The organism is Streptomyces sp. NPDC093252 (assembly GCF_040683675.1).
Classification (GTDB): domain Bacteria; phylum Actinomycetota; class Actinomycetes; order Streptomycetales; family Streptomycetaceae; genus Streptomyces.
This window is the reverse complement of the sequence record NZ_JBFBEM010000023.1, coordinates 15432-35954: the sequence shown is the minus strand read 5'-3', so window position 1 is coordinate 35954 and position 20523 is coordinate 15432. Positions and strand designations below refer to the sequence as shown.

Here is a 20523-nt window from a genome sequence, read left to right as displayed (position 1 = left end):
CGGGGTCGCCTCATGATGGCCGCGAACCGGGCCGGGGGAAAGGCACCGGTTGGTAACGGGGCGTGACGGGCCAGGGGGAGGGGTGCCCGGGGGGAGGCGCTCGGGGGAGTGGCGCTCGGGGAGGGGCGCTGTGAGGGGGCGGCCTCCTCTCCACCCCTGGGCCCTGTGAGGGAGCGGCCTCCTCTCCACCCCTGGGCCCTGCGAGAGGGCGGCCTCCTCTCCACCCCCTGGCCACAAAGACCAAAACCTCCGTTGGTTCCGGAAGCGAGACACCGTGTTTACGCCCGTGCAACATGTGGCCCACATCACCCTCCCCCACAGGGCTTCTCCCCCCGCGCTTCCGCACCCCCCTCCGTACGGCAAGTACGACCAGTAGGACCCGCATAACCCGTACGACCCGTACGACCCGTTCACGCACAACACGCAAACCGACAGGTGGTGGCATTCGTGCGCCTGCGCACTCCCCTCGCCCTGCTCGGGGCCGCCGTGCTGGTCCTTCTCGGGCCGCCGCTGCTGACCACCGGCAGCGGCGCCGAGACCGGCACACAGATCCCGGGCCTGCGCTTCATGGTCCCCAACACGCCCGGAGGCGGCTACGACATCACGGCCCGCACCGCCGCGAAGAACGCCGAGGACGCCGGACTCACCTCCGGTATCGAGGTGTTCAACCTGCCCGGCGCCGGCGGCACCGTCGGACTGACCCGGCTGGTCAGCGAGCACGGCAACGGCAAGCTCGCGATGTCCATGGGACTCGGCGTGGTCGGCGCGGTGCGCTCCAACGACGCCCCCAAGACGCTCGCCGACACCACCCCGATCGCCCGGCTCACCGAGGAGCAGGATGTCGTCGTGGTCGCCAAGGACTCCCCGTACCGGACCATCGACGACCTCATCACGGCCTGGAAGGCCGACCCCGGCAAGCTGCCGGTCGGCGGCGGCTCCTCGCCCGGCGGCCCCGACCACCTCGCCCCCATGCTGATGGCGCAGGCGTCTGGCATCGCCCCGAAGGACGTCAACTACATCCCCTTCGACGGCGGCGGCGAACTCCTCGCCTCCATCCTCGGCAACAAGGTCGCCTTCGGTGTCTCCGGCGTCGGCGAGTACCTCGACCAGATCAAGGCGGGGGAGCTGCGGCTGCTGGCCGTCACCGGCCCCGAGCGGGTCGACGGCCTGGACGCACCCACCCTGATGGAGGCCGGGTACGACGTGAACTTCACCAACTGGCGCGGCATCGTCGCCCCGCCCGGCCTCTCCGACGCCGAACGCGACAAACTCGTCCGGCTGGTGGAGGAGTTGCACGACTCACCGCAGTGGCAGAAGTCCATGCAGCAGAACGGCTGGGACGACGCCTTCCTGACCGGTGACGAATTCGGCGCGTTCCTGGAGGCCCAGGACAAGCGCGTGGTCTCGGTGCTGAAGGAGCTGGGACTGTGACGACACCGACCACCGGCGACACCACCCCGGCACCCGAGGGGAGACCCTCCGGGACCTCTGCCGGAACCTCCGCCGCAACCTCCGCCGCAGCCCCTGCGGGAGAGCCCCGCTCCTGGTGGCGCGAGTACTCCGAACTCGGCGTCTGCGTGCTGTTGCTGATCCTCGGCGTGCTGGTGCTGACCGACGCCCTCACCATGGACGTCGACATCGCCCAGCGCGGCCCCGTCGGCCCCAGGACCGTCCCCATCGCCGTCGGCATCGGCCTGCTCGTCATCGCGGCGCTGCTCGCCGTCGACGTGCTGCGCGGCGGCCGGGGCCAGGCCGAGACCGGCGAGGACGTCGACCTGTCCGAACCGGCCGACTGGCGCACCGTCCTGCTGCTCGGCGGGGTCTTCCTGGCCACCGCCGTGCTCATCGAGCCGCTCGGCTTCCCCATCGCCGGGGCCCTGCTCTTCTGGGGCGCGGCCTTCGCCCTGGGCAGCCGCCGCGCCGACCGCGATCCGCTGATCGCCGCCGGACTGTCCCTCGTCACCTATGTGCTGTTCAACGACCTGCTCGGAGTACCGCTCCCCGGCGGCCCGCTGATGGGAGTGCTGTGAGATGAACGCCCTCAACTCCCTGCTCGACGGCTTCGGGACCGCCCTGACGCCGATGAACCTGATGTGGGCCGCCCTCGGCGTGCTCCTCGGCACCGCCATCGGCGTCCTGCCCGGCATCGGCCCCGCCATGGCCGTCGCCCTGCTCCTCCCGGTCACCTACGGACTCGACCCCATCGGCGCGTTCATCATGTTCGCCGGGATCTACTACGGCGCCATGTTCGGCGGCTCCACCACCTCCATCCTCCTCAACACCCCCGGGGAGAGCGCGGCCGTGGTCGCCGCGATGGAGGGCAACCCGATGGCCAAGTCGGGGCGTGGCGCCCAGGCCCTGGCCGCCGCCGCCATCGGCCACTTCACCGGCGGCATCGTCGGCACCATCCTGCTCGTCGCGCTCGCCCCGGCGGTCGCCGAACTCGCCGTCGACATCGGCGCGCCGGACTACTTCGCCATCATGGTCCTCGCCTTCATCGCGGTGACCTCGGTCCTCGGCTCCTCCCGCATCCGCGGCCTCGCCTCCCTCCTCATCGGTCTCACCATCGGCCTCGTCGGGCTCGACCAGATGACCGGCCAGCAGCGGCTCACCTTCGGCTCGCTGCAACTCGCCGACGGCATCGACGTCGTCATCGTCGCCGTCGGACTGTTCGCCATCGGCGAGGCGCTGTGGGTCGCCGCGCATCTGCGGCGCAGGCCGCCCGAGCCGATCCCGGTCGGCCGCCCCTGGCTCGGCAAGAAGGACGTCCGGCGCACCTGGAAGTCCTGGGCCCGCGGCCCGTTCATCGGCTTCCCCTTCGGCGCCATCCCCGCGGGCGGCGCCGAGATCCCCACCTTCCTCTCCTACGTCACCGAGAAGCGCCTCTCCAAGCACAAGGACGAGTGGGGCAAGGGCGCCATCGAGGGCGTCGCCGGACCCGAGTCCGCCGCGTCCGCCTCGGCGGCCGGCACCCTCGTCTCCATGCTCACCCTGGGCCTGCCCACCACGGCCGTCGCCGCCGTCATGCTGGCCGCCTTCCAGCAGTACGGCATCCAGCCCGGACCGCTGCTCTTCGAACGCGAACCCGACCTGGTGTGGGGCCTGATCGCCTCCCTCTTCGTCGGCATGGTGCTGCTCCTCGCCCTCAACCTGCCGCTCGCACCGGTCTGGGCGAAGCTGCTGCGCATCCCGCGGCCCTACCTCTACGCGGGCATCCTGTTCTTCGCGGCGGTCGGCGCGTACGCGGTCGGCGGCGAGGTGATCGACCTGGTGATCCTGCTGATCATCGGCCTGATCGGCTTCGGCATGCGGCGCTACGGACTCCCGGTGCTCCCGGCCGTCATCGGCGTCATCCTCGGCCCCAACGCCGAGCAGCAGCTCCGCCGCGCCCTCCAGATCAGCGACGGGAGCGTCTCCGGGCTGGTGAACACCTGGTTCTCGGTGACCGTGTACGCGGTGATCGTGGTGCTGCTGGCCTGGCCGCTGCTGAAGCGGATCCCCCGACCGGGGAGGTCCACGGCACGCTCCTGAACCCTCGCTCCCCCCACAACCCCCATAGCCCCCCATGACCCCCCACGACCCCCCACCCCACCGCCGGTCACGATCCCGCTCACGCGGGGGAGTGGTCGGCGGTGGTGGGTGTGGGGTGGTTCGGGGGTGTGTTGCCGCCGGGTCCGGGGGTGTGGGGATGCCTTGTGCGGGCTGTGTTGCCGCGCGGTTCGGGGGTGTGGGGACTCCCTGCGCGGGCCGCGTTGACCCGTTCAGGGGATGTGTGGACGCCCTGTGCCGGCCGTATTGCCGCTCATGGCCGGTGTGTTGATGCCGATGACGCCGGTGTTGCCGTGCGTCGCGGGCGTGTTGACGCTTGTGACAGCCCTGTGACCGGAACTGTGGCCTCCGCCACAGGCTCCGAGCCCTCGGGCTGATCGACTCGGCGCATGCGGCGCATCCCCCTCCCCCTCTCGCTCCCTCTGGCCCTCGCCACCGGGGCCCTGTTGCTCACCGCCTGCGGGACCGCGCGGCCCGGCGATGACTCGCCCGCCGCCGCGCCCGACGCACTCCGCCCCACCGGCTGCCCCGCCCCGGCCTCCGCCACCCCGACTGCCCCGCCCTCCGCCACCCCGGCCGCCCCGGAGAAGGACGGGGTGCGGATCCTCGGCTACAGCGCCGGCACCCTCGACTGCGTCGAGTACCAGGTCACCAACTCCGCCACCGAGGCCCGGACCTACACGGTCGGCTTCACCTTCGCGGACGCCGCGGGCGGCGCCATGCACTACGCCGAGGACACCGTGCGGGCGGTCGCGCCGGGTGACACGGTCCGCCGTACCTTCAGTGCGGCGGGCTCGCTCGGCGACTCCACCCAGGCCGTGATCACCACCGTCCGCTCGGTTCCCGCCGACGAGGCCCCGGCCGACGACGACTCCACCTGCCCGCCCTCGGGCGTACGGATGTACGCCGACCAGGGCGACGCGGCGATGGGGCTGCGGGTGGTCGGCCTGTTCGTGGAGAACTGCGGCGCCGACTCCTACGCCCTCGACGGCTACCCCCGGCTGGAACTCCTCGACGCCGCTCACGAGCCGGTCGACGGCATCGAGATCCTGGAGGGCGGCAGCGAGATCGCCACCGGCACGGGCGCCGACACCGAGCCCGCCCCGTTCACCCTCCGGCGCGGCGAACGGGCGCGTACGACCCTGGTCTGGCGCAACACCACGGAACTCGGCGAGGCGGTCGACGCCCCGTACGTCCGGGTCTGGGCCAAGCCCGGCGCCGACCCGGTGACCGTGACGCCGGAACTCGACCTCGGTACGACCGGCCGGCTGGGCGTCGGGGCGTGGGCGAAGGACGACGGGCAGGGCTGAACCGGCGCGGGCGCCACCCCCCCCGGGCAAGGGCGCCCCATTGGTCCGGATGCAGCAGCCCCGGCGGCCCCCGCGCCCGGCGCCGGACAGGCTGGGACGAACCGATGAACCGACGAACCGACGGGGCGATGTGCTGGCGAACCGGCGAACCGGCGAACCGGCGAACCGGCGAACCGATGTGCCGGTGTGCCGACGCGCACCCCTCGGCCTCGTCCGGCCTCGTCCGGCCCGGTCCGGCCTTGTCCCGTCCGTCCGTTCCCGTCCCGTTCGCATCGCCCGTCCCAGGAGCCCCGATGCCCCCTCGCCCCCGGCCGTCCCGTCCCGCCTCCCGTCGCCGCAGCGCGTTCCGGCCCCGGTTGCGGGCGGTCCGGCTGTTCGCGGTGTGCCTGACCGTGCTGGTACCGGCCGCGCCCGCCACCGCCGCCGCCACGACCACGTCCGCCGCGCACGGCGACGACAGCGCCCTCCAGCGGCGCCTGGAGGCACTCGTCCGGGCCCCCGGCGGACCGCCCGGCGCCATCGCCGTGCTCCAGCGGGGACCGCACACCCGAGTCGTCCGCGCCGGGGTCGCCGATCTGACGACCGGCCGCCCCCCGGAGCCCGACGACCACATGCGGATCGCGAGCACGGCGAAGGCGTTCAGCGGGGCCGTCGCGCTCGCCCTGGCCGACCGGCACGCCCTGGGCCTGGACGACACCCTGCGCGAGCGGCTGCCCCGGCTGCCGCGCGCCTGGGGCGCGGTGACCCTGCGCCAGCTCCTCCACCACACCAGCGGACTGCCCGACTACACCGAGGACCCCCGCTTCCAGGAGATCGTCACGGCCGACCCGCACCACCGCTTCGACCCCCGCCGCCTGCTCGACTTCGTCGCCGACGACTCCCTGCGCTTCCCGCCCGGCACCCGCTACCAGTACTCCAACTCCGACAACATCGCCGTCGCCCTGATGGCCGAGGCCGCGACCGGGACACCGTACGAGACCCTGCTGCGGGAGCTGGTCTACCGGCCGCTCGGCCTGCGGGACACCTCCCTGCCCTCCGGGTTCCGGATGCCGGAGCCCTATCTGCACGGCTACGACACCGCCCCGTCCGCGCCGCCCGAGGACATCAGCGAGATCCTGAGCGCGTCCGGGGTGTGGGCGTCCGGCGGGATCGTCTCCACCCCGGCCGACATGAACCGCTTCATCCGGGGCTACGCGTCCGGCGCGCTCTACGGCAAGCGGCTGCTGCGCCAGCAGCGCGACTGGATCGAGGGCGCCTCCGAACCGGCCGGGCCGGGGGCGAACACGGCCGGGCTGGCGATCTTCCGGTACGCGACCCGGTGCGGCGAGGTGCTCGGCCACACCGGGAACTTCCCCGGCTACACCCAGCTCATCGCCGCCACCCCGGACGGCGACCGCTCACTGACCTTCACCGTCACCTCCCAGATCAACCGGACCCTGGACTCGGACCGGCTGCGCGAGCTGCGCGCGGTCCAGGAGGACTTCGTCTGCGCGCTGCTCTCCGACGGGAGGGGGTGAGTGGCCGGTGGGGACCGGCCGACGCCGTGGGCCGTCGCTGACAACGAGACCGGTACACGGAGGACGCCGGCCCGCCTGGCGCGGCTGTTCGAGGGGTGGTCGGAGGAGGCGGTCGGAGGAGGGGGCCGGCTGGAGCGTCCGGTCTACTTCTTGACCGTCCCGGTGAAGATGGCGACGTCCGACTCCCAGTCGGGCGCCACCTCCACCTGGAGGAAGGTCTCGCCCTTCGGCAGCTCGCAGCCCCATGGCACGGACAGTGAGCGGCCCGCGAGGACACTGGTGTCGGGGAGTCCGTCGAGCCCGTCGTCGTAGATCGACTCGCCCTCCTTGCCCTCGTCGCCGTAGGCGCAGCTCACGGTCATCATCGACGCGTCCAGCCTGGTGTCCGAGTTGTTCACGATCTTGATGGTGAACTTCGCGTAGGGCGTGTTCTCGGGCGCCGCGTAGTCGCTGGACACCTGGCGCTCGAACGCGGCGAGGCTGACCTCGATGTCGTTCTCGTAGGCCACGGTGTCGGTGAGGGCGTGGACCCCGTCCTCGGGTGCGGCCTCGTCCGCCGCGGGCTCCTCGTCCGGCGCGGGCGCGTCCTCGGCACCGACGGTCTCGGTCACGGTGACCGTCGGTCTGGCCTCCGCCTCGCCGCCGCCCCGGCTCACGGCCACACCGGTGATCACCACGGTGGCGATCACGGCGAGGGCCGAGCAGATGATCACGGTGTTGGTGCGGCCCCGCCCGGGCTGCTTCGGCGGGTGAGGCGGCTGCTGCGGCGGAAAGCCCGGCATGGGCGGCTGCGGCCGCGGTGGTGTGGCGTCGTAACTCATGGTCCCCCCAGGGATGGTGCGTGACGGGCCATGATCCCGCACTGCGGGGGAAATGTGCACACGTCGTGACGAAAGTGTGTCCGGGGGGGGGGGGGGACGCCGGAAAGCGCTGGAGAGTGCTGGGAAGCGCTGGAGGGCTCGGGAAGGTGCAGGTCAGGGGCGTTGTCAGTGGGGCCCGGTACGTTTTTTGATGTCCCCGCCGAACGGTCCGGGGAAGTCCCCCTGTGCGCAAAGGAGATGGTGCGTTGTCGGCCTGGGAGAAGTCGAGCACCGCGAGGGTGGTCCCACCCGCGCGACCCCGCAAGCTCGCGAAGGTCCCGTTCGTCGAGCTGGCCGACGGACGGCTCCAGGGGGTGGTGTCCAGCGGCTCCGACATCGGGCGGGTCTATGTCTCGTCCATAGCGGCGGGCACGTACTCCTTCGCGTGCAGTACCAACAACAACCGGCCGTGCGGCGGCGCCCGGGGCTACTTCTGCAAGCACCTGGACGCCCTGATCGCCGAGTCCGTCCTCCAGTACGGATACGACCGGGTCGCCCGCTATCTGCGGGTCGAGCCCGCGAAGGACCTGGAACCGAGCGCGCTGGACGCGAGCCACCTCGGCGCTCTGATGTTCCGCACCCGCCCGGTCAACGCGGACGCCAGTGCGGCGGCGGCCGTCTTCAGCCGCTTCCTGCGCCAGCTCGCCTCTCTCGAACTCGCCCCGGCGCACCGGCCGTCACCGGAACTGCACTGGTTCCCGCCGACGAGGGGGACGGGGGTCGGCGCCGCCGTGGGGTATTCCGTGGAGGGGGGCTCCGTGGAGGGGTATTCCGTGGAGGGGGGTGCCGCCGATGGGGATCCCGTGGCGGGGCTCGACGAGGCGCTCGTCGCCGTCGACGCCTTCGACCGCGCCCTCTCCGCCGGGCTGCTGCGGCCCCGCGCCGAGGAGGCCGACGCCCTCGCGGAGTTCGCCCGGTCCCTCACCGGGACACCGCTGGCCGCCCGGACCGGCGAGGCGGCCGAGAAGGTGGTGGCCGGTGCGGCGAGCGAGGACCACTTCCTCACCCTGGCCGCCGCCCGCACCGCACTGCTCGGCTCCGTCCATGACGCGCTGCTGCTCCGCGCCCACGAGATCGCGGGCCGCCCCGCCCCCGCCGACACCGCCGCCCTCCCCGACCCGGCGCCGGGCGACACGGCCAACGTGCTGACCGCCGCCCGCGCCTGGCTCGGCGACCTGGCGCGCGCCGGATGGCACGGCATCGACCACGAGCTGATCTCCGGGGCGGCCCCCGTCATCGCCGCGATGCTGCCCGACCCCGCCCTGCGCAGGCCAGCCACCCTGCTCGACGGCTTCGCCGCCGAACTCGCCGCCTGCTGCCCCGGCGCCACCCTGGAGCGCGTCCCGCTCCGCCGCTGGGCCGACCTCTGGTCGCGCGCGATGCTGCTCACCGTCCCCGGCACCGCCAACCCGCCGGCCGCGGACACCGTCACCGGCAGACTGCTGCCGCTGGGCGTCGACCTCCACGAGCACGCGAGCGTCGCCCAGGCCCAGGTGCACGCGGTCCTCGAACCCGCCGACGGCTCACCGCCCCGCCTGGTCCGGGCCGCGGTCTCCGTACCCAAGCCGGACACGGTCCTCGGCGCGGGCGTCTGGCAGCTCATGCGCCCCCACATGTCCCTGCTCACCGCGGTGGGCGAGGGCCGCTCGATGGACCTGGCCGGCATGCCGGTCACCGCCGAGGGTGACCTGGTGTGGAGCGACGCGCACGCGCGCGCCGGGGCACCCGCCGACGCCTTCGCCACCGCCCGGGTCGCGCTGCCCACCGCCGCCCTCGCGGACACGGCACCCCTGGACCGGCACCCGGCCCGGATCGCCGTCCCGGTCTTCCTGGAGGGCTACACCGTCCGGGGCGGCGGGGACGAGGAGCTGACCTTCACCGTCGCCGGGCGGCCCCTCGCCGTGGACACCGACCGGATCCCGGTCGCCGGTCCCCTCACCCCGGAGACGGTCGCCGCCTCCGGCGCCTGCATCGGCCTGCTGCGGTGGGACGCCGGGCGGTTCCGGCTCCAGCCCCTCGCGGTGGAGGCGACGGTACGGAGGAAGAGCGTCGCCCTGCACGCCGGGGGGTGGGCCGGAGGGACGGCGGACAAGGCCGGTGCGAAGGCGGAGAAGGCGGCGATCGATGCCGTGGCGGCCCTGCGCGAGCGGGCGGGAAGGCTGTTGCGGAAATGACGGATCTGACGGAGCCGACGGAACCGATGGAACTGGCGGAGCCGACCGGGGGGACCGAGGGGACCGGGGCCGCGGAGGACGCCCGGCGGGCCCACGACAACCGGCGCCAGGTGCTGTACTGGCGGCTGCTGGCCCGGCTCTTCGACCATGACGAACAGCTCACCCTGGAGTCCGCGAGCCTCGCCGTCGTCGAGGACATCGGGCTGCCGCCCGCGCTGCTGGACCCGCAGACATCCGTCGACTCGATCGTGCAGCGCCATCCCGGCCTGGCCGAGGAGTTCGACGGCCTGATGGTGCCGGAGGCGGATCAGACGGGTCAGACGGGTCAGGCGGATGAGGCGGATGAGGCGGATGGGGCCCGGGGGTCGGGCGACGGGCGGGACCGGGCCGCCGAGGTGCGGCGGGCCGCGCTGGTCTCCAAGGTGCTGCTCAACGTCTTCGCCACCGGCAGTGGCACGGTCACCGCGGAGCAGCTCTCCCGCTGGCAGTCCGACGCGGGCTGGCTGGAGCGCGCCCTCGGCTGCGAGGTCGGCGGACTGCGCGGCGGCAACGGCCGCTCCGGAGCGGGCGCCGCGGACAGCGGGGTGAGCCCCACGGGCACCGGAGGCCGCGGGACGACCCCCGACCTGAGCAATCTGCTGCCCGCCATCGGACCCGAACTGGGCGGCCTGGAAGCCGATCTGGTCAAGCGGATGCAGCTCCGCGAGGTCCTGGCCGACCCGCGGTTGGCCGCGCGGCTCACCCCGAGCATGTCCCTCATCGAGCAGTTGCTGCGCGACAAGAACAACCTGTCCGGAGTCGCCCTCGCCAACGCCAAGGCACTGATCCGGCGCTTCGTGGACGAGGTCGCCGAGGTCCTGCGCACCCAGGTGGAGAAGGCCACGGTCGGCACCCTCGACCGGTCGATCCCGCCCAAGCGCGTCTACCGCAACCTGGACCTCGACCGCACCATCTGGAAGAACCTCACCAACTGGGACCCGGAGGAGGAGCGGCTCTACGTCGACCGCCTCTACTACCGGCACACCACCCGCAAGACCACACCCCAGCGCCTGATCGTGGTGGTCGACCAGTCGGGCTCGATGGTCGACTCCATGGTCAACTGCACCATCCTGGCGTCCATCTTCGCCGGACTGCCCAAGGTCGACGTCCACCTCATCGCCTACGACACCCAGGCACTCGACCTCACCCCCTGGGTGCGGGACCCCTTCGAGACGCTGCTGCGCACCAACCTGGGCGGCGGCACCGACGGCACGGTCGCGATGGCCCTGGCCCAGCCGAAGATCGCCGAGCCCCGCAACACGGTCGTGGTGTGGATCTCCGACTTCTACGAGTGGCGCACCGAGGAGCTGTTCCAGTCCATGGCGGCGGTCCATCGCTCCGGGGCGAAGTTCATCCCGGTCGGTTCGGTGACCAGTTCCGGGCGGGGGAGTGTGAATCCCTGGTTCCGCGAACGGTTCAAGGACCTCGGGACGCCGGTGATATCCGGCCACATCCGCAAGCTCGTCCATGAGCTGAAGAACTTCCTGACCTGACCGGAGCCCATCGCTCCGCCCGACAGCTCTGCCTCGTTGCTCCGCCCCATCGCTTCCGCCCCATCGCTCCGTCCCCTTGCTCCGCCCCATGGCTACGAGCCATCGCTCCGTCCTCTTGCTCCGCCCTTACACGTCCTGCACATGTTCACTAGAAAGGCATGCCATGTCCGACCTGCTGCGCGCCCCCGCCGAGATCAAGTACGCGGAGGAACTGGACTGGCTGGAGTCCATCGACGACAGCCCCAAGCCGTTCTCCTGGCGGCTGTCGCCCAAGATGGTCCGGCTGTTCATCCTCGGCTCCGAGCGCGCCGACGGACTCGACCGGGAGATCCCCCAGAAGTGGTTCGGCGACCGCAGTTTCGTCGAGCGCTCCATCGTCACCCTCGCCTCGGACCGGGGACTGCTGCTGATCGGCGACCCCGGCACCGGCAAGAGCTGGCTGGCCGAACTGCTCTCCGCCGCGATCTCCCGCAACTCCACCCTGGTGGTGCAGGGCACGGCGGGCACCACCGAGGACCACATCAAGTACTCCTGGAACGTGTCGATGGTGATCGCCAAGGGCCAGTCCCGGGCGTCGATGATCCCCTCGCCCATCATGACCGCGATGGAGACGGGCGCCATCGGCCGCTTCGAGGAACTGACCCGCTCCACCAGCGATGTCCAGGACGCGCTGATCTCGATCCTCTCCGAGAAGTACATCTCGGTGCCGGAACTGGGCGGCAGCGCACCCGCCACCGGCGAGACCGGGGGCTCCGGTGGCTCCGGCGGCTCCGGGGACAGCATCGTCTTCGCCAAGCCCGGCTTCTCGATCATCGCCACCGCCAACAGCCGCGACCGGGGCGTCAACGACCTGTCCTCCGCGCTGAAGCGCCGCTTCAACTTCGTCCGGATCCCCGTCGTCACCAACAAGAAGGCCGAGGCGGAGATCGTCCGCTTCCGCACCGAGGAACTGCTGCGCCGCCATCACATAGAGCTGGACGTGCCGCCCACTCTGCTGGACGTCCTGCTCCAGAGCTTCGCCGATCTGCGGGCCTCCGCCGCCGCGGCGGGCAGCGACGACGAGAAACTGGAGTCCGCGCTGTCTACCGCCGAGCAGATCGGTGTCCTGGAGGACGCCATCCTGCACAGCAACTTCTTCGGCGAGCGCGCCCTGACCGCGCACACCCTGGCCTCCTCCCTCGTCGGCTCGCTGGCCCGGCGCGAACCGGAGGACCTCGCCATCCTCAACAAGTATCTGCACGGCGTGGTCGAGCCGCGCAGCAAGGAAGCGGGCGGCTCCTGGCCGGAGTTCCTCGAAGGCGGGCGCGACGCCATCGCGACCCTGTCGTGAGCGCCCCCGCCACCGCGGTGCCCGCCACCGCGAGCGAGGGCCCCTTCACCGCCCTGCGCGGTCAGCTCCAGGACGCCGCCACCACCTTCGCGGACGGGCCCGGCGCCCTGGAGGGGATCCTGCTCGGCATCGTCGACGACGTCGACCGCGCGGTCCGCGAACCCCTGGAGATCTTCCCGGTCTGCCACCACTCACCCGCCTCCGCCGTCGCCATGGCCCGCCGGCTGCGCGAGAAGCAGCCCAAGGTGGTCTACCTGGAGCTGTGCGAGGACATGGCCCCGCTCCTGACCGAACTGCGCAACTGCAAGCTCCCGGTGGCCGTCCAGGCGTTCGCCAGCGAGGTCGACGGCTTCCCCGCCGACTGGTCGCCGCTGTCGGTGGTCGCCCCGATCACCGAGGCGTCCGCCGAGTACCAGGCCATCGCCTACGCCCTGGACACCCCCGGAGTGGAACTCGTCCTGGTCGACCGGTCCTCCGACCACGTCTTCCAGTGGGACCGCCGCGAGGAGAGCGCCGGGACACCGGCCGACCCGGACGCCCCCGAGCCCGACGAGGACGCCGCCCTGCACGGCGACGCGGTCGGCGTGGAGATCGGCGACCTGCGCCCCCGCTTCGCCGAACTGGAGGAGCACCTGCTGCGCCACGGCCGGGTCCGGCACTGGTCGGAGTGGTGGCACCAGTACGTCGAACTGCCCCTCGGCGACAGCGACCACGACACCTACCGCCAGGTCATGCTGCTCATCGGCAGCCTCTTCCGGCGGCTGGCGCCCGGCGACCCGCACCGCGTCCGGGTGGACGAGGACCGCGAGCGCTACATGTGGACCAGGATGCGCGAACACCTCGCCGCGTCCGGCACCGACCCCGCCGACTGCCTCTATGTCTGCGGCGCCTTCCACGCGGCCAGCCGGGTCGAGGAGTTCGGCGTCGACGGAGCGGACGGCTTCGAGATCAGCCCGCGCACCGCCACCACCTGGCAGCACGGACTGATCCCGTCCAGCCACGCGGCCATCGAGGCACAGTTCGGCCTCGCGGGCGGCTCGGTGTCCATCGCCGCGACGGTCTGGGCGAAGAATCTCAAACGGACCCGGGTGAAACCCTTCCGCCTGGAGGGCCAGGCAGGCACCGGGAAGCCGACGAAGGCCAAGAGGGCGGCGGCCTCCGTCCCCGCCCCGGCACCGGCCTCCGCCCCGGCACCGGACCTCCCGGCCGCCGACCGGCTCACCGGCTTCCTCCGGCGCCCGCCCGTCCTCGACCGGCTCGACGAGGCCGAACTCCTCGGCTGGTCGGTGGACATCGTCCGCGCCGCCCGCCGCGCCGGGTACCTCGCCTCCACCGCCGACGCCATCGCCGTCTTCGAGACGTCGATCCTGCTGGCCGGGATGCGCGACCGCGCCAAGCCGACCCCGTACGACTTCCAGGACGCCGCGGTCACCTGTATCGAGAAGGACAGCGTGCCCGGCCGCCGCGATGTACGGCGGCTCGTGGAGATCATGATGGGCGGCGACCGGATCGGACAGGTCGGCTACGACGCCCTGCCCCCGCTCGCCCGGGACGTCCACGACCGGCTCGCCCCCCTCGGGCTGCCGCTCCAGCAGCGCGGTGTGAAGCGGGCCCTGCTGGACATCGCCGGCCAACCCGAGCTGCGCGCCTGCTCGGACGTCCTGTGGATGCTGCGCGAACTGCTGCCGCAGGGCGCGGCCCGCCCCATCATGGGCTCGCGGGGCCTCGGCGACGAACCCATCCAGGAGTCCTGGGACCTGGCCCTCGGCACCCACCAGCGCGCCCTCATCGAAATCGGCTACGAGGGCGTCAGCATCGAACAGGTCCTGGAGCAGCGGCTGCGCCGCCGCGCCTACGACCCCCGGGCCACGGCGGCGACCGTCCTCGCGACCGTCGAGGACGCCACCCGCCTCCTGCGCAGCCGCCGCCTCGCCGACGAACTCGGCACCCGCGCCCTCGCGGTCCTGGCCACCGAACGCACGGTCGACGGGGCACCGGAGGTACTGCGCCGGGTCCGGCGCCTGCTGGCGTACTACCGCACCGGCGAACCCGCCCTCCCGGCCTGGATCGAGTCGTTCGTCAGGACCGGGTACGCGCACTACTGCACCCTGCTGCCGACCGCGTTCACCGACGAGGAGGCGGGCGTCCGGCAGGTCGCGGCGATGCTCGGGTTCCTGTTCAGCATGGAGAGCCTCGCGCTGTCGCTGGGCTGCGACCGGACCCAACTGGAGCTGGCCGTCGCCCAGTCCCACCCCGAGGACCCGCCGAAGACGGCCCTGCTCTGGTCGGCGCGGACCCAGCTCGGCACCCTCACCCGCGAGGAACTGCGGTCCCGGGTCGACGCCCTGCTCGCCAACCCGCTGGTCGTGCCGTCCTACCCGCGCTATCTCAGCGGGTTCCTGCACGCCCTGGAGCCGGTCCCGGCGCTGACCGACTTCGTGGTGGAGGCGGTGTCCAACGCGTTCGCCCGGCTGCCCGACCCGGTGCTGCTGCCCTGGCTGCCCAGCCTGATCAGCACCCTGCGCTCGGACGGGGCCGAGTTCGCCCCACTCCTCATCAAGGAGGCCGGGCGGGTCTTCCCCGGACGGCTGGCGGCCCTGGACACCTGGGTCCCGCCCTGGCACGCGGACCGCGCCCGCGCGGCCATCCGCCAGGCGCCGGCCCCGCCCGGCGGAGCCGCCCTGCTCGCCGCGCACCCGGCGACCAGCGACGCCCTGGCGGCCCTGCTGGGCATCGACGACCCCTGGGTCGCCGTGACCCCGGAGGCCCCCGCCACAGGGGCGGCCCTGCTCACCCGTCACCCTCGGACGACGGAGGCGGTGGGGGCGTTGCTGGGGGGTGTGTGAGTCCGTGGAGGGGTGGGTGGGTGCGTCGGCACCGGGTGACGGGGTGGGGTGCCGGGGTGCGTCCGCACCGGTTGGGCGGGGCGGGGGTGCGTCCGCATCGGTGTAGGGGGCGGCGGTGGCCCGGCGCTCATCGTGGGTGCCGGTGGTTCCCGGCGCTGGGGGAGTGGGATCCGCCGGCCCCGGCGTCAGGGAATCGGGTGCTGCTGGCTCCCGAGGTCAGGGAACGGGAAACGCGTGCCGCTGGCTCCCGGCGCCGGGAGAGCGGGTACCTCGTGGCCCCGGCGCCGAGGGAAAGGTGTGCCGTTCGCCTCCGGCGCCAGCGAAACTCGGGCCGCTCGTCCCCCCCGGCGCCAGCGAAACCCGGGCCGCTCGGCCCCCGGCGCCCGGGAAATTCGGGCCGCTCGTCCCCGGCGCCGGACCGCCCCCGCCTGCTACTGCCCCGCGATGGAATCGAGCTGTTCCGGCGCCGGGCGCAACGCCCACAGGTCGCCCCCGGGCGGGGCCTCCAGCCGGGCCAGCGCGGACCTGGCGGCACGGTCGCCCGCGTCGGCGGCGGCATGCACCACATCCGTGGCCGCGTAGCGGCGGAAGTCGAGTTCGGGGTGGGGCCAGGGCTCGCCCCCGGTCGCGGCCGGCAGGAGATGGCGCACCGCGGCGGCCAGGCTCTGTCCCTCGGGCCCCCGGTGCCGCCACAGATCGACGCCGACGTTCCGGCCGATCGCGGCCAGCCGGGTGTGGGCGACCAGGGAGAAGGTCGAGTAGTGCCAGCTCCGGGTGCGGGCGAGTTCCAGGGGCTGGGTGCCGTCGGGGGCGATCTGCCGGTCGATGCGCTTGGCTCGGGCGTCCAGCACCGTCCGGCGGGCCAGCGCCTTGTCGCCGGTGGCGTGGGCCAGGGCGGCGAGCTGCATGTCGTAGAAGGTGCCGTGGTTGTTGTCGGCGGCGGCCTCCTGCTTGCCGAAGTCGCTGGTGCGCAGCCAGGTGAGGAACGCGGAGTTCCAGCGCCGCATCCCGGCGCGGTCGGCGCCGGTCCAGCCGGGGGCGCCGGTGGCGAGAAGGGCGAGGGCGTCGAGGACGGCGGTGTAGGACTGGGAGAAGTCGATGATGCCGATCGCGCGGCCGTCGTAGCGGCAGGGGATGAACTGGGCGTGGTTGAGGTTCGGGTTCATCCGGGTCGCCGGGGCGAGGAACCAGGTGCGCAGGATCTGCCCGGCCTTCTCGGCGTAGCGGCGCTCTCCGGTGTAGTACCAGGCCAGCGAGAGATCGTAGGTCGAGTCGAAGACCCGCTCGACGTCCTGCCGGTCGGTGCCGGTGTCGACCTCGGGGTTGCGCTGTCCGTCGCGCTGTACGTAGGGGCAGCCCCAGGGGTTGGCTGTGGTGGGCGGGGCGGTGGGCCACCAGTAGGGGGCCTGACTGAGGTAGTCGTGCGGATCGCCGCTCGGGGCGGGCCGGGGTTTGTCGACGACTGTCCAGGGGCCCTTGCCGAGCCAGGAGTCGGCGCGGGTGCGGAGGCTGTCGAGGGCGCGGCGGAGCTGAGGGTCGCCGCGGTCGAGGCGGAGTCTGGTGTCGCGCAGACGGCTCCCGTCCATGACGGCGGTGTCGGGCACGGCGGGAGCGGAAGTGGGAGCGGGAGCGGAAGCGGGAGAGGCGGCGGAGGCGGGAGTGGGGGCGGTCGTGAGGGCCACGGACGCGAGGACGGTGAGGACGGTGAGGACGGTGAGGAGGACGACGAGCAGACGGCGGGGCGCGGGTGCGGTTGCCTTCATCGGTCAGCTCCGGATGGGTGGGGACAGAGAGGGAACGGCGATGGAGGTTCTTCGGAATGCGAGAGTCCGCATACGGATGACTATGTATGTGAACTGTATTCATGGATGAATGCGTTGGGAGCATAGAGGCGGGGTGCGGCGGCGGCAATGGACCGGACCGCACGGGAAGCGGGCGGTCCCGGCGAACGCGGACAGCCGGACCCCGAGGAACGGGGCCCGGCTGCCGGGAGGGTCGGGGAAGGGCTCAGCCCAGATTGCCCAGACGGGCGTCCTGCCACAGGTCGACCCCGCCGTCGGTGGCGTACTTGTCGATCTCGGCGAGTTCCTCGGCGGTGAAGTCCAGGTTCTCCAGTGCGGCCACGTTCTGCTCCACCTGCTCCACCCGGGACGCGCCGATGACCAGCGAGGTCACCCGGGGGTCGCGCAGCGCCCAGGCGAGCGCGAGCTGGGCCAGGGTCTGGCCGCGCCGCGCGGCGATGTCGTTGAGCGCCCGCAGCCGCCCGAGCGTGTCCTCGGTCAGCCAGCCCGTGTCGAAGGACTTGTCCTGAGCCGCCCGCGAGTCCCCCGGCACCCCGTCCAGATAGCGGCCGGTCAGCAGCCCCTGGGCCAGCGCGGTGAACCCGATGATCCCGAAGCCCTCCTCCTGCGCCACATCGAGCAGACCGTCGGTCTCGATCCAGCGGTTCAGCATGTTGTACGAGGGCTGGTGGATCAGCAGGGGCGTGCCCAGATCGCGCAGGATCGCCACGGCCTCGCGGGTGCGCTCGGCGTCGTAGGAGGAGATGCCGACGTACAGCGCCTTGCCCTGGCGGACGGCCGTGTCGAGCGCGCCCATCGTCTCCTCCAGCGGCGTGGTCGCGTCCAGCCGGTGGGAGTAGAAGATGTCGACATAGTCCAGGCCCATCCGGGTCAGCGACTGGTCCAGTGAGGCGAGCACATACTTGCGCGAGCCGCCGCCCTGTCCATAGGGGCCGGGCCACATGTCCCAGCCGGCCTTGGTGGAGACGACCAGTTCGTCCCGGTACGGCTTGAGGTCCTCCCGCATCAGCCGCCCGAAGTTGATCTCGGCGGAGCCGTAGGGCGGGCCGTAGTTGTTGGCCAGGTCGTGGTGGGTGATCCCGAGGTCGAAGGCGCGCAGCGCGATCTCGCGCTGGGTCTCGAAGGGCTTGTCGTCGCCGAAGTTGTGCCAGTAGCCCAGCGAGAGCAGCGGAAGATCGAGACCGGAGCGGCCGGTGCGGCGGTAGCGCATGGTGCCGTCGTAGCGCTCGGGGTCGGCGACATGGTTCATCGGACAGTCTCCGGGGGTGGTGCCGTGCGGGAGTCCCGCCGGGATCGAGGGGACTGACCCACATTGCCTCCGCGCGATCGTGAAGTCCAACCGTTCCTGCTCATCGTATTGAGCGACACAGTTTCTGAATCACGTCCTGAATCACGCCCCATCACCTCATCACCACCCGACCACCCCATCACCCCTTCCGGCGTCCCGCCGAGATCGCCGCCGTCCACGCCGCTCCCGGCCGCCCCCGCTCGACCTGTACCAGCAGCCGCCGCAGCGCGACACTCCCGTACGGCTCGGGCAGCCCCGCGTCCAGCCCCGCCAGGGCGCGGTGCGCCCGCCGCCAGGCACGGGCGGTGCGGCCCAGCCGGTGATCCACCAGTGCCCGCGCGTAGCGGGCGACCAGCGATGCCCAGGCATCGTCGCGGACACCGGGCGTGGCCAGGGCCCGGCGCGCGGCGCGCAGCGCGGCCCGCGGATCGGCATCGGCGAGCGTGAAGGCGACCGCGGCCCGGCTCAGCGCCCCCGACGGACCACCCGGCGCGTACGGGGGCACGAGATCGGCGGCGGCCCCGAAGTGCTCGGCGGCACCCCGGGTGTCCCCGGCGCGCAGCGCCAGCACACCCTGCACATGCGAGATCCGCCCGATCAGGGCGTCGTCACCGCTCTCGACCGCCGTCGGCCAGGCCCGCCCCAGCAGCATGCGCGCGGTGCGCGGATCGTCCGGTGCGCACAGCCACGCGGCCAGCACCTGCGCCCGCGGCACCTGCGGCCCCGCCGCGTCGCACAGCGGCAGCAGCCGCAGCACATACGCCCGCCCCTCCCCGGCCCGGCCGTACACCATCCACCAGAACCACAGATGGACGACGGTCTCCAGCGCCGCCTCCGCGTGCGCGGACCGGCTGAAGGCATGCCGGATCGCCGCCCGCACATCGGCCTCCTCGTCCAGGACGACCCGTGCCGCGCCGGTCTGGTCACCGGAGTTCCAGAGGCTCTCGGCGACGGCGGCGACCCGGCGGCAGTGGGCCGTGCGGCGTTCGGCGACCACCGCGAACTCGCCCTCGGCGCGCAGTCGTTCCGTGCCGAACTCGCGGGCGGCCCGGTTCATCCGGTAGCGCGGACCGCGCACCCCGCCCGGCGGCTCCACCGGCTCCAGCACGCCGAGCGCCGACAACCGGGCCAGACACCCCGGCACCCGTACCGGCTCCACCCGGCTGCCCGCGCACAGGAACACGGCGGTGTTCTCGGCGAAGGCGCCCGCGAAGACACTGGCCCGCGCCCACACCATCCGCTCTTCCGGCGTGCACAGCGCGTACCCGGCACCGATCGACGCGCGCAGCGAACGCTTCCCCGGCCGCCCCGGATCGGGCCCGTCCAGCCAGCACTGCCCGCGGACCAGCAACTCCGCCAGCGTGCCCAGCGGATGCCGGGTGAGCTGATGGGCGGCGAGTTCCACGGCCAGCGGATTGCCGTCCAGCACCGCGCAGATCGCGGCGACGGTCCGCAGTTCGGCGTCCGTGGCCAGGGCGTGCGGGGTACGGGTCCGGGCGTGCCGGACGAAGAGCGCGACGGCCGGGCCGCCGCCGGGTAGGGAGTCGGGGGAGTCGACGGCGAGCGGGCCGGGGCGCAGCACCGCCTCGTCCCCGAGCCCGAGCGGCCGACGCGAGGTGACGAGTATGCGCAGCGACGGGACGGTCATGAGCAGCCGCTGCACCAGCCCGACACACTCGCCGTGGACGGGGTCGACTCCGTCGAGGATGAGGAGGGTGGGGGAGGAGATGGGGAGGGGGATGGGGAGGCGGATGTGGGCGGGGGCGGAGCGGGTGAGGGGCTGGGGCCGGTCAGGGGTGAGGTCCCCGTCCCGGTCCAATTCCCCGTCCCCGTTCTCCCCCATGCCCAGCCGCCGCAGCGTCTCCCTGGTCAGATCGCCGGACGAGGGCACCGCGTCCGGGCTGCCACCATCCCGGCTCGGGCTTGCGTCACCGCTGTCGTCCCGGCCGGACGATCCGTCCGGGAGGTCCGGGTCCGTCCCGCTCCGTCCCCATTCCAGGAGGACCGTCCGCCGCCAGGGCGCCTCGGGCATCGACCCCGCACCGACCGCGGCCAGCGCACTCTTGCCGATCCCGGCCGCGCCCGCCACCGTCACGAGCCGGTGCCGGGCCAGCAGCCGGTGCAGTTCGGCGACCTCCCGCTCCCGCCCGACCAGCTCACCGGGCCCGTACCAGCCGCTTCCCGACTCACCCTGTCCCCTCGCACGCACCATGCCGATCACCCCGATCACGCAGATCACCCCGGTTACCCCGTCACGCCCATGGCCCCGGCCCGCCCGGCAGGCGCCGCGGTTGCAGAACCGTCACTGCACCCAG

General features: G+C 72.9%; 13 protein-coding genes and 1 pseudogene. 10 read left to right on the top strand and 4 right to left on the bottom strand.

The annotated features are described in order from the left end of the window. Positions 1 to 447 precede the first annotated feature (447 nt). From AB0O01_RS34650 to AB0O01_RS34630, 5 genes are all read left to right on the top strand, one after another. Positions 448 to 1431, top strand: a complete 984-nt coding sequence (locus AB0O01_RS34650) for a tripartite tricarboxylate transporter substrate binding protein (RefSeq protein WP_365319930.1) — start codon at positions 448 to 450, stop codon at positions 1429 to 1431. After that, complete coding sequence (locus tag AB0O01_RS34645; RefSeq protein WP_365319824.1) at positions 1428 to 2030, top strand: tripartite tricarboxylate transporter TctB family protein; 603 nt, start codon at positions 1428 to 1430, stop codon at positions 2028 to 2030. The genes AB0O01_RS34650 and AB0O01_RS34645 overlap by 4 nt, the downstream gene beginning before the upstream one ends. 1 nt (position 2031) lies before the next feature. Continuing rightward, positions 2032 to 3531 (top strand): tripartite tricarboxylate transporter permease, encoded by a 1500-nt coding sequence (locus AB0O01_RS34640; protein ID WP_365319823.1) that lies wholly within the window; start codon positions 2032 to 2034, stop codon positions 3529 to 3531. A gap of 407 nt (positions 3532 to 3938) precedes the next feature. Beyond that, positions 3939 to 4859, top strand: coding sequence for a DUF4232 domain-containing protein (locus AB0O01_RS34635; protein WP_365319821.1), 921 nt, complete (start codon positions 3939 to 3941; stop codon positions 4857 to 4859). Between the two features lie 293 nt (positions 4860 to 5152). After that, positions 5153 to 6376 (top strand): serine hydrolase domain-containing protein, encoded by a 1224-nt coding sequence (locus AB0O01_RS34630; RefSeq protein ID WP_365319819.1) that lies wholly within the window; start codon positions 5153 to 5155, stop codon positions 6374 to 6376. A 143-nt stretch (positions 6377 to 6519) separates the two neighbouring features. Here AB0O01_RS34630 and AB0O01_RS34625 read toward each other — a convergent pair whose 3' ends face one another. Further along, positions 6520 to 7197, bottom strand: coding sequence for a hypothetical protein (locus AB0O01_RS34625; RefSeq protein WP_365319818.1), 678 nt, complete (start codon positions 7195 to 7197; stop codon positions 6520 to 6522). 245 nt (positions 7198 to 7442) lie between these two features. Between AB0O01_RS34625 and AB0O01_RS34620 the strand changes: the two are divergent. The 5 genes and pseudogenes from AB0O01_RS34620 to AB0O01_RS34600 form a co-directional block, all read left to right on the top strand. Then, positions 7443 to 7946 (top strand): annotated as a pseudogene (locus tag AB0O01_RS34620) (hypothetical protein); the annotation flags it as partial. Between the two features lie 63 nt (positions 7947 to 8009). Further along, positions 8010 to 9410 carry a hypothetical protein gene (locus tag AB0O01_RS34615; protein ID WP_365319928.1) on the top strand — a complete coding sequence of 467 codons (1401 nt, stop codon included), beginning with the start codon at positions 8010 to 8012 and terminating at the stop codon, positions 9408 to 9410. Then, positions 9407 to 10942 carry a VWA domain-containing protein gene (locus tag AB0O01_RS34610; RefSeq protein WP_365319816.1) on the top strand — a complete coding sequence of 512 codons (1536 nt, stop codon included), beginning with the start codon at positions 9407 to 9409 and terminating at the stop codon, positions 10940 to 10942. The genes AB0O01_RS34615 and AB0O01_RS34610 overlap by 4 nt, the downstream gene beginning before the upstream one ends. A gap of 163 nt (positions 10943 to 11105) precedes the next feature. After that, positions 11106 to 12272, top strand: a complete 1167-nt coding sequence (locus tag AB0O01_RS34605; RefSeq protein ID WP_365319814.1) for an AAA family ATPase — start codon at positions 11106 to 11108, stop codon at positions 12270 to 12272. After that, on the top strand, positions 12269 to 15118 hold the full coding sequence (locus AB0O01_RS34600) for a hypothetical protein (protein ID WP_365319813.1): 2850 nt from the start codon (positions 12269 to 12271) through the stop codon (positions 15116 to 15118). Before AB0O01_RS34605 ends, AB0O01_RS34600 begins: the two co-directional genes overlap by 4 nt. 431 nt (positions 15119 to 15549) lie before the next feature. Here the strand turns inward: AB0O01_RS34600 and AB0O01_RS34595 are convergent, their stop codons facing one another. The 3 genes from AB0O01_RS34595 to AB0O01_RS34585 form a co-directional block, all read right to left on the bottom strand. Further along, positions 15550 to 16881 (bottom strand): alginate lyase family protein, encoded by a 1332-nt coding sequence (locus AB0O01_RS34595; protein ID WP_365319811.1) that lies wholly within the window; start codon positions 16879 to 16881, stop codon positions 15550 to 15552. Positions 16882 to 17125: 244 nt separating this feature from the next. Then, positions 17126 to 18169, bottom strand: a complete 1044-nt coding sequence (gene mgrA / locus AB0O01_RS34590; protein WP_365319810.1) for an L-glyceraldehyde 3-phosphate reductase — start codon at positions 18167 to 18169, stop codon at positions 17126 to 17128. A gap of 178 nt (positions 18170 to 18347) precedes the next feature. Beyond that, positions 18348 to 20420, bottom strand: coding sequence for a hypothetical protein (locus tag AB0O01_RS34585; protein WP_365319809.1), 2073 nt, complete (start codon positions 20418 to 20420; stop codon positions 18348 to 18350). Positions 20421 to 20523 lie beyond the last annotated feature (103 nt).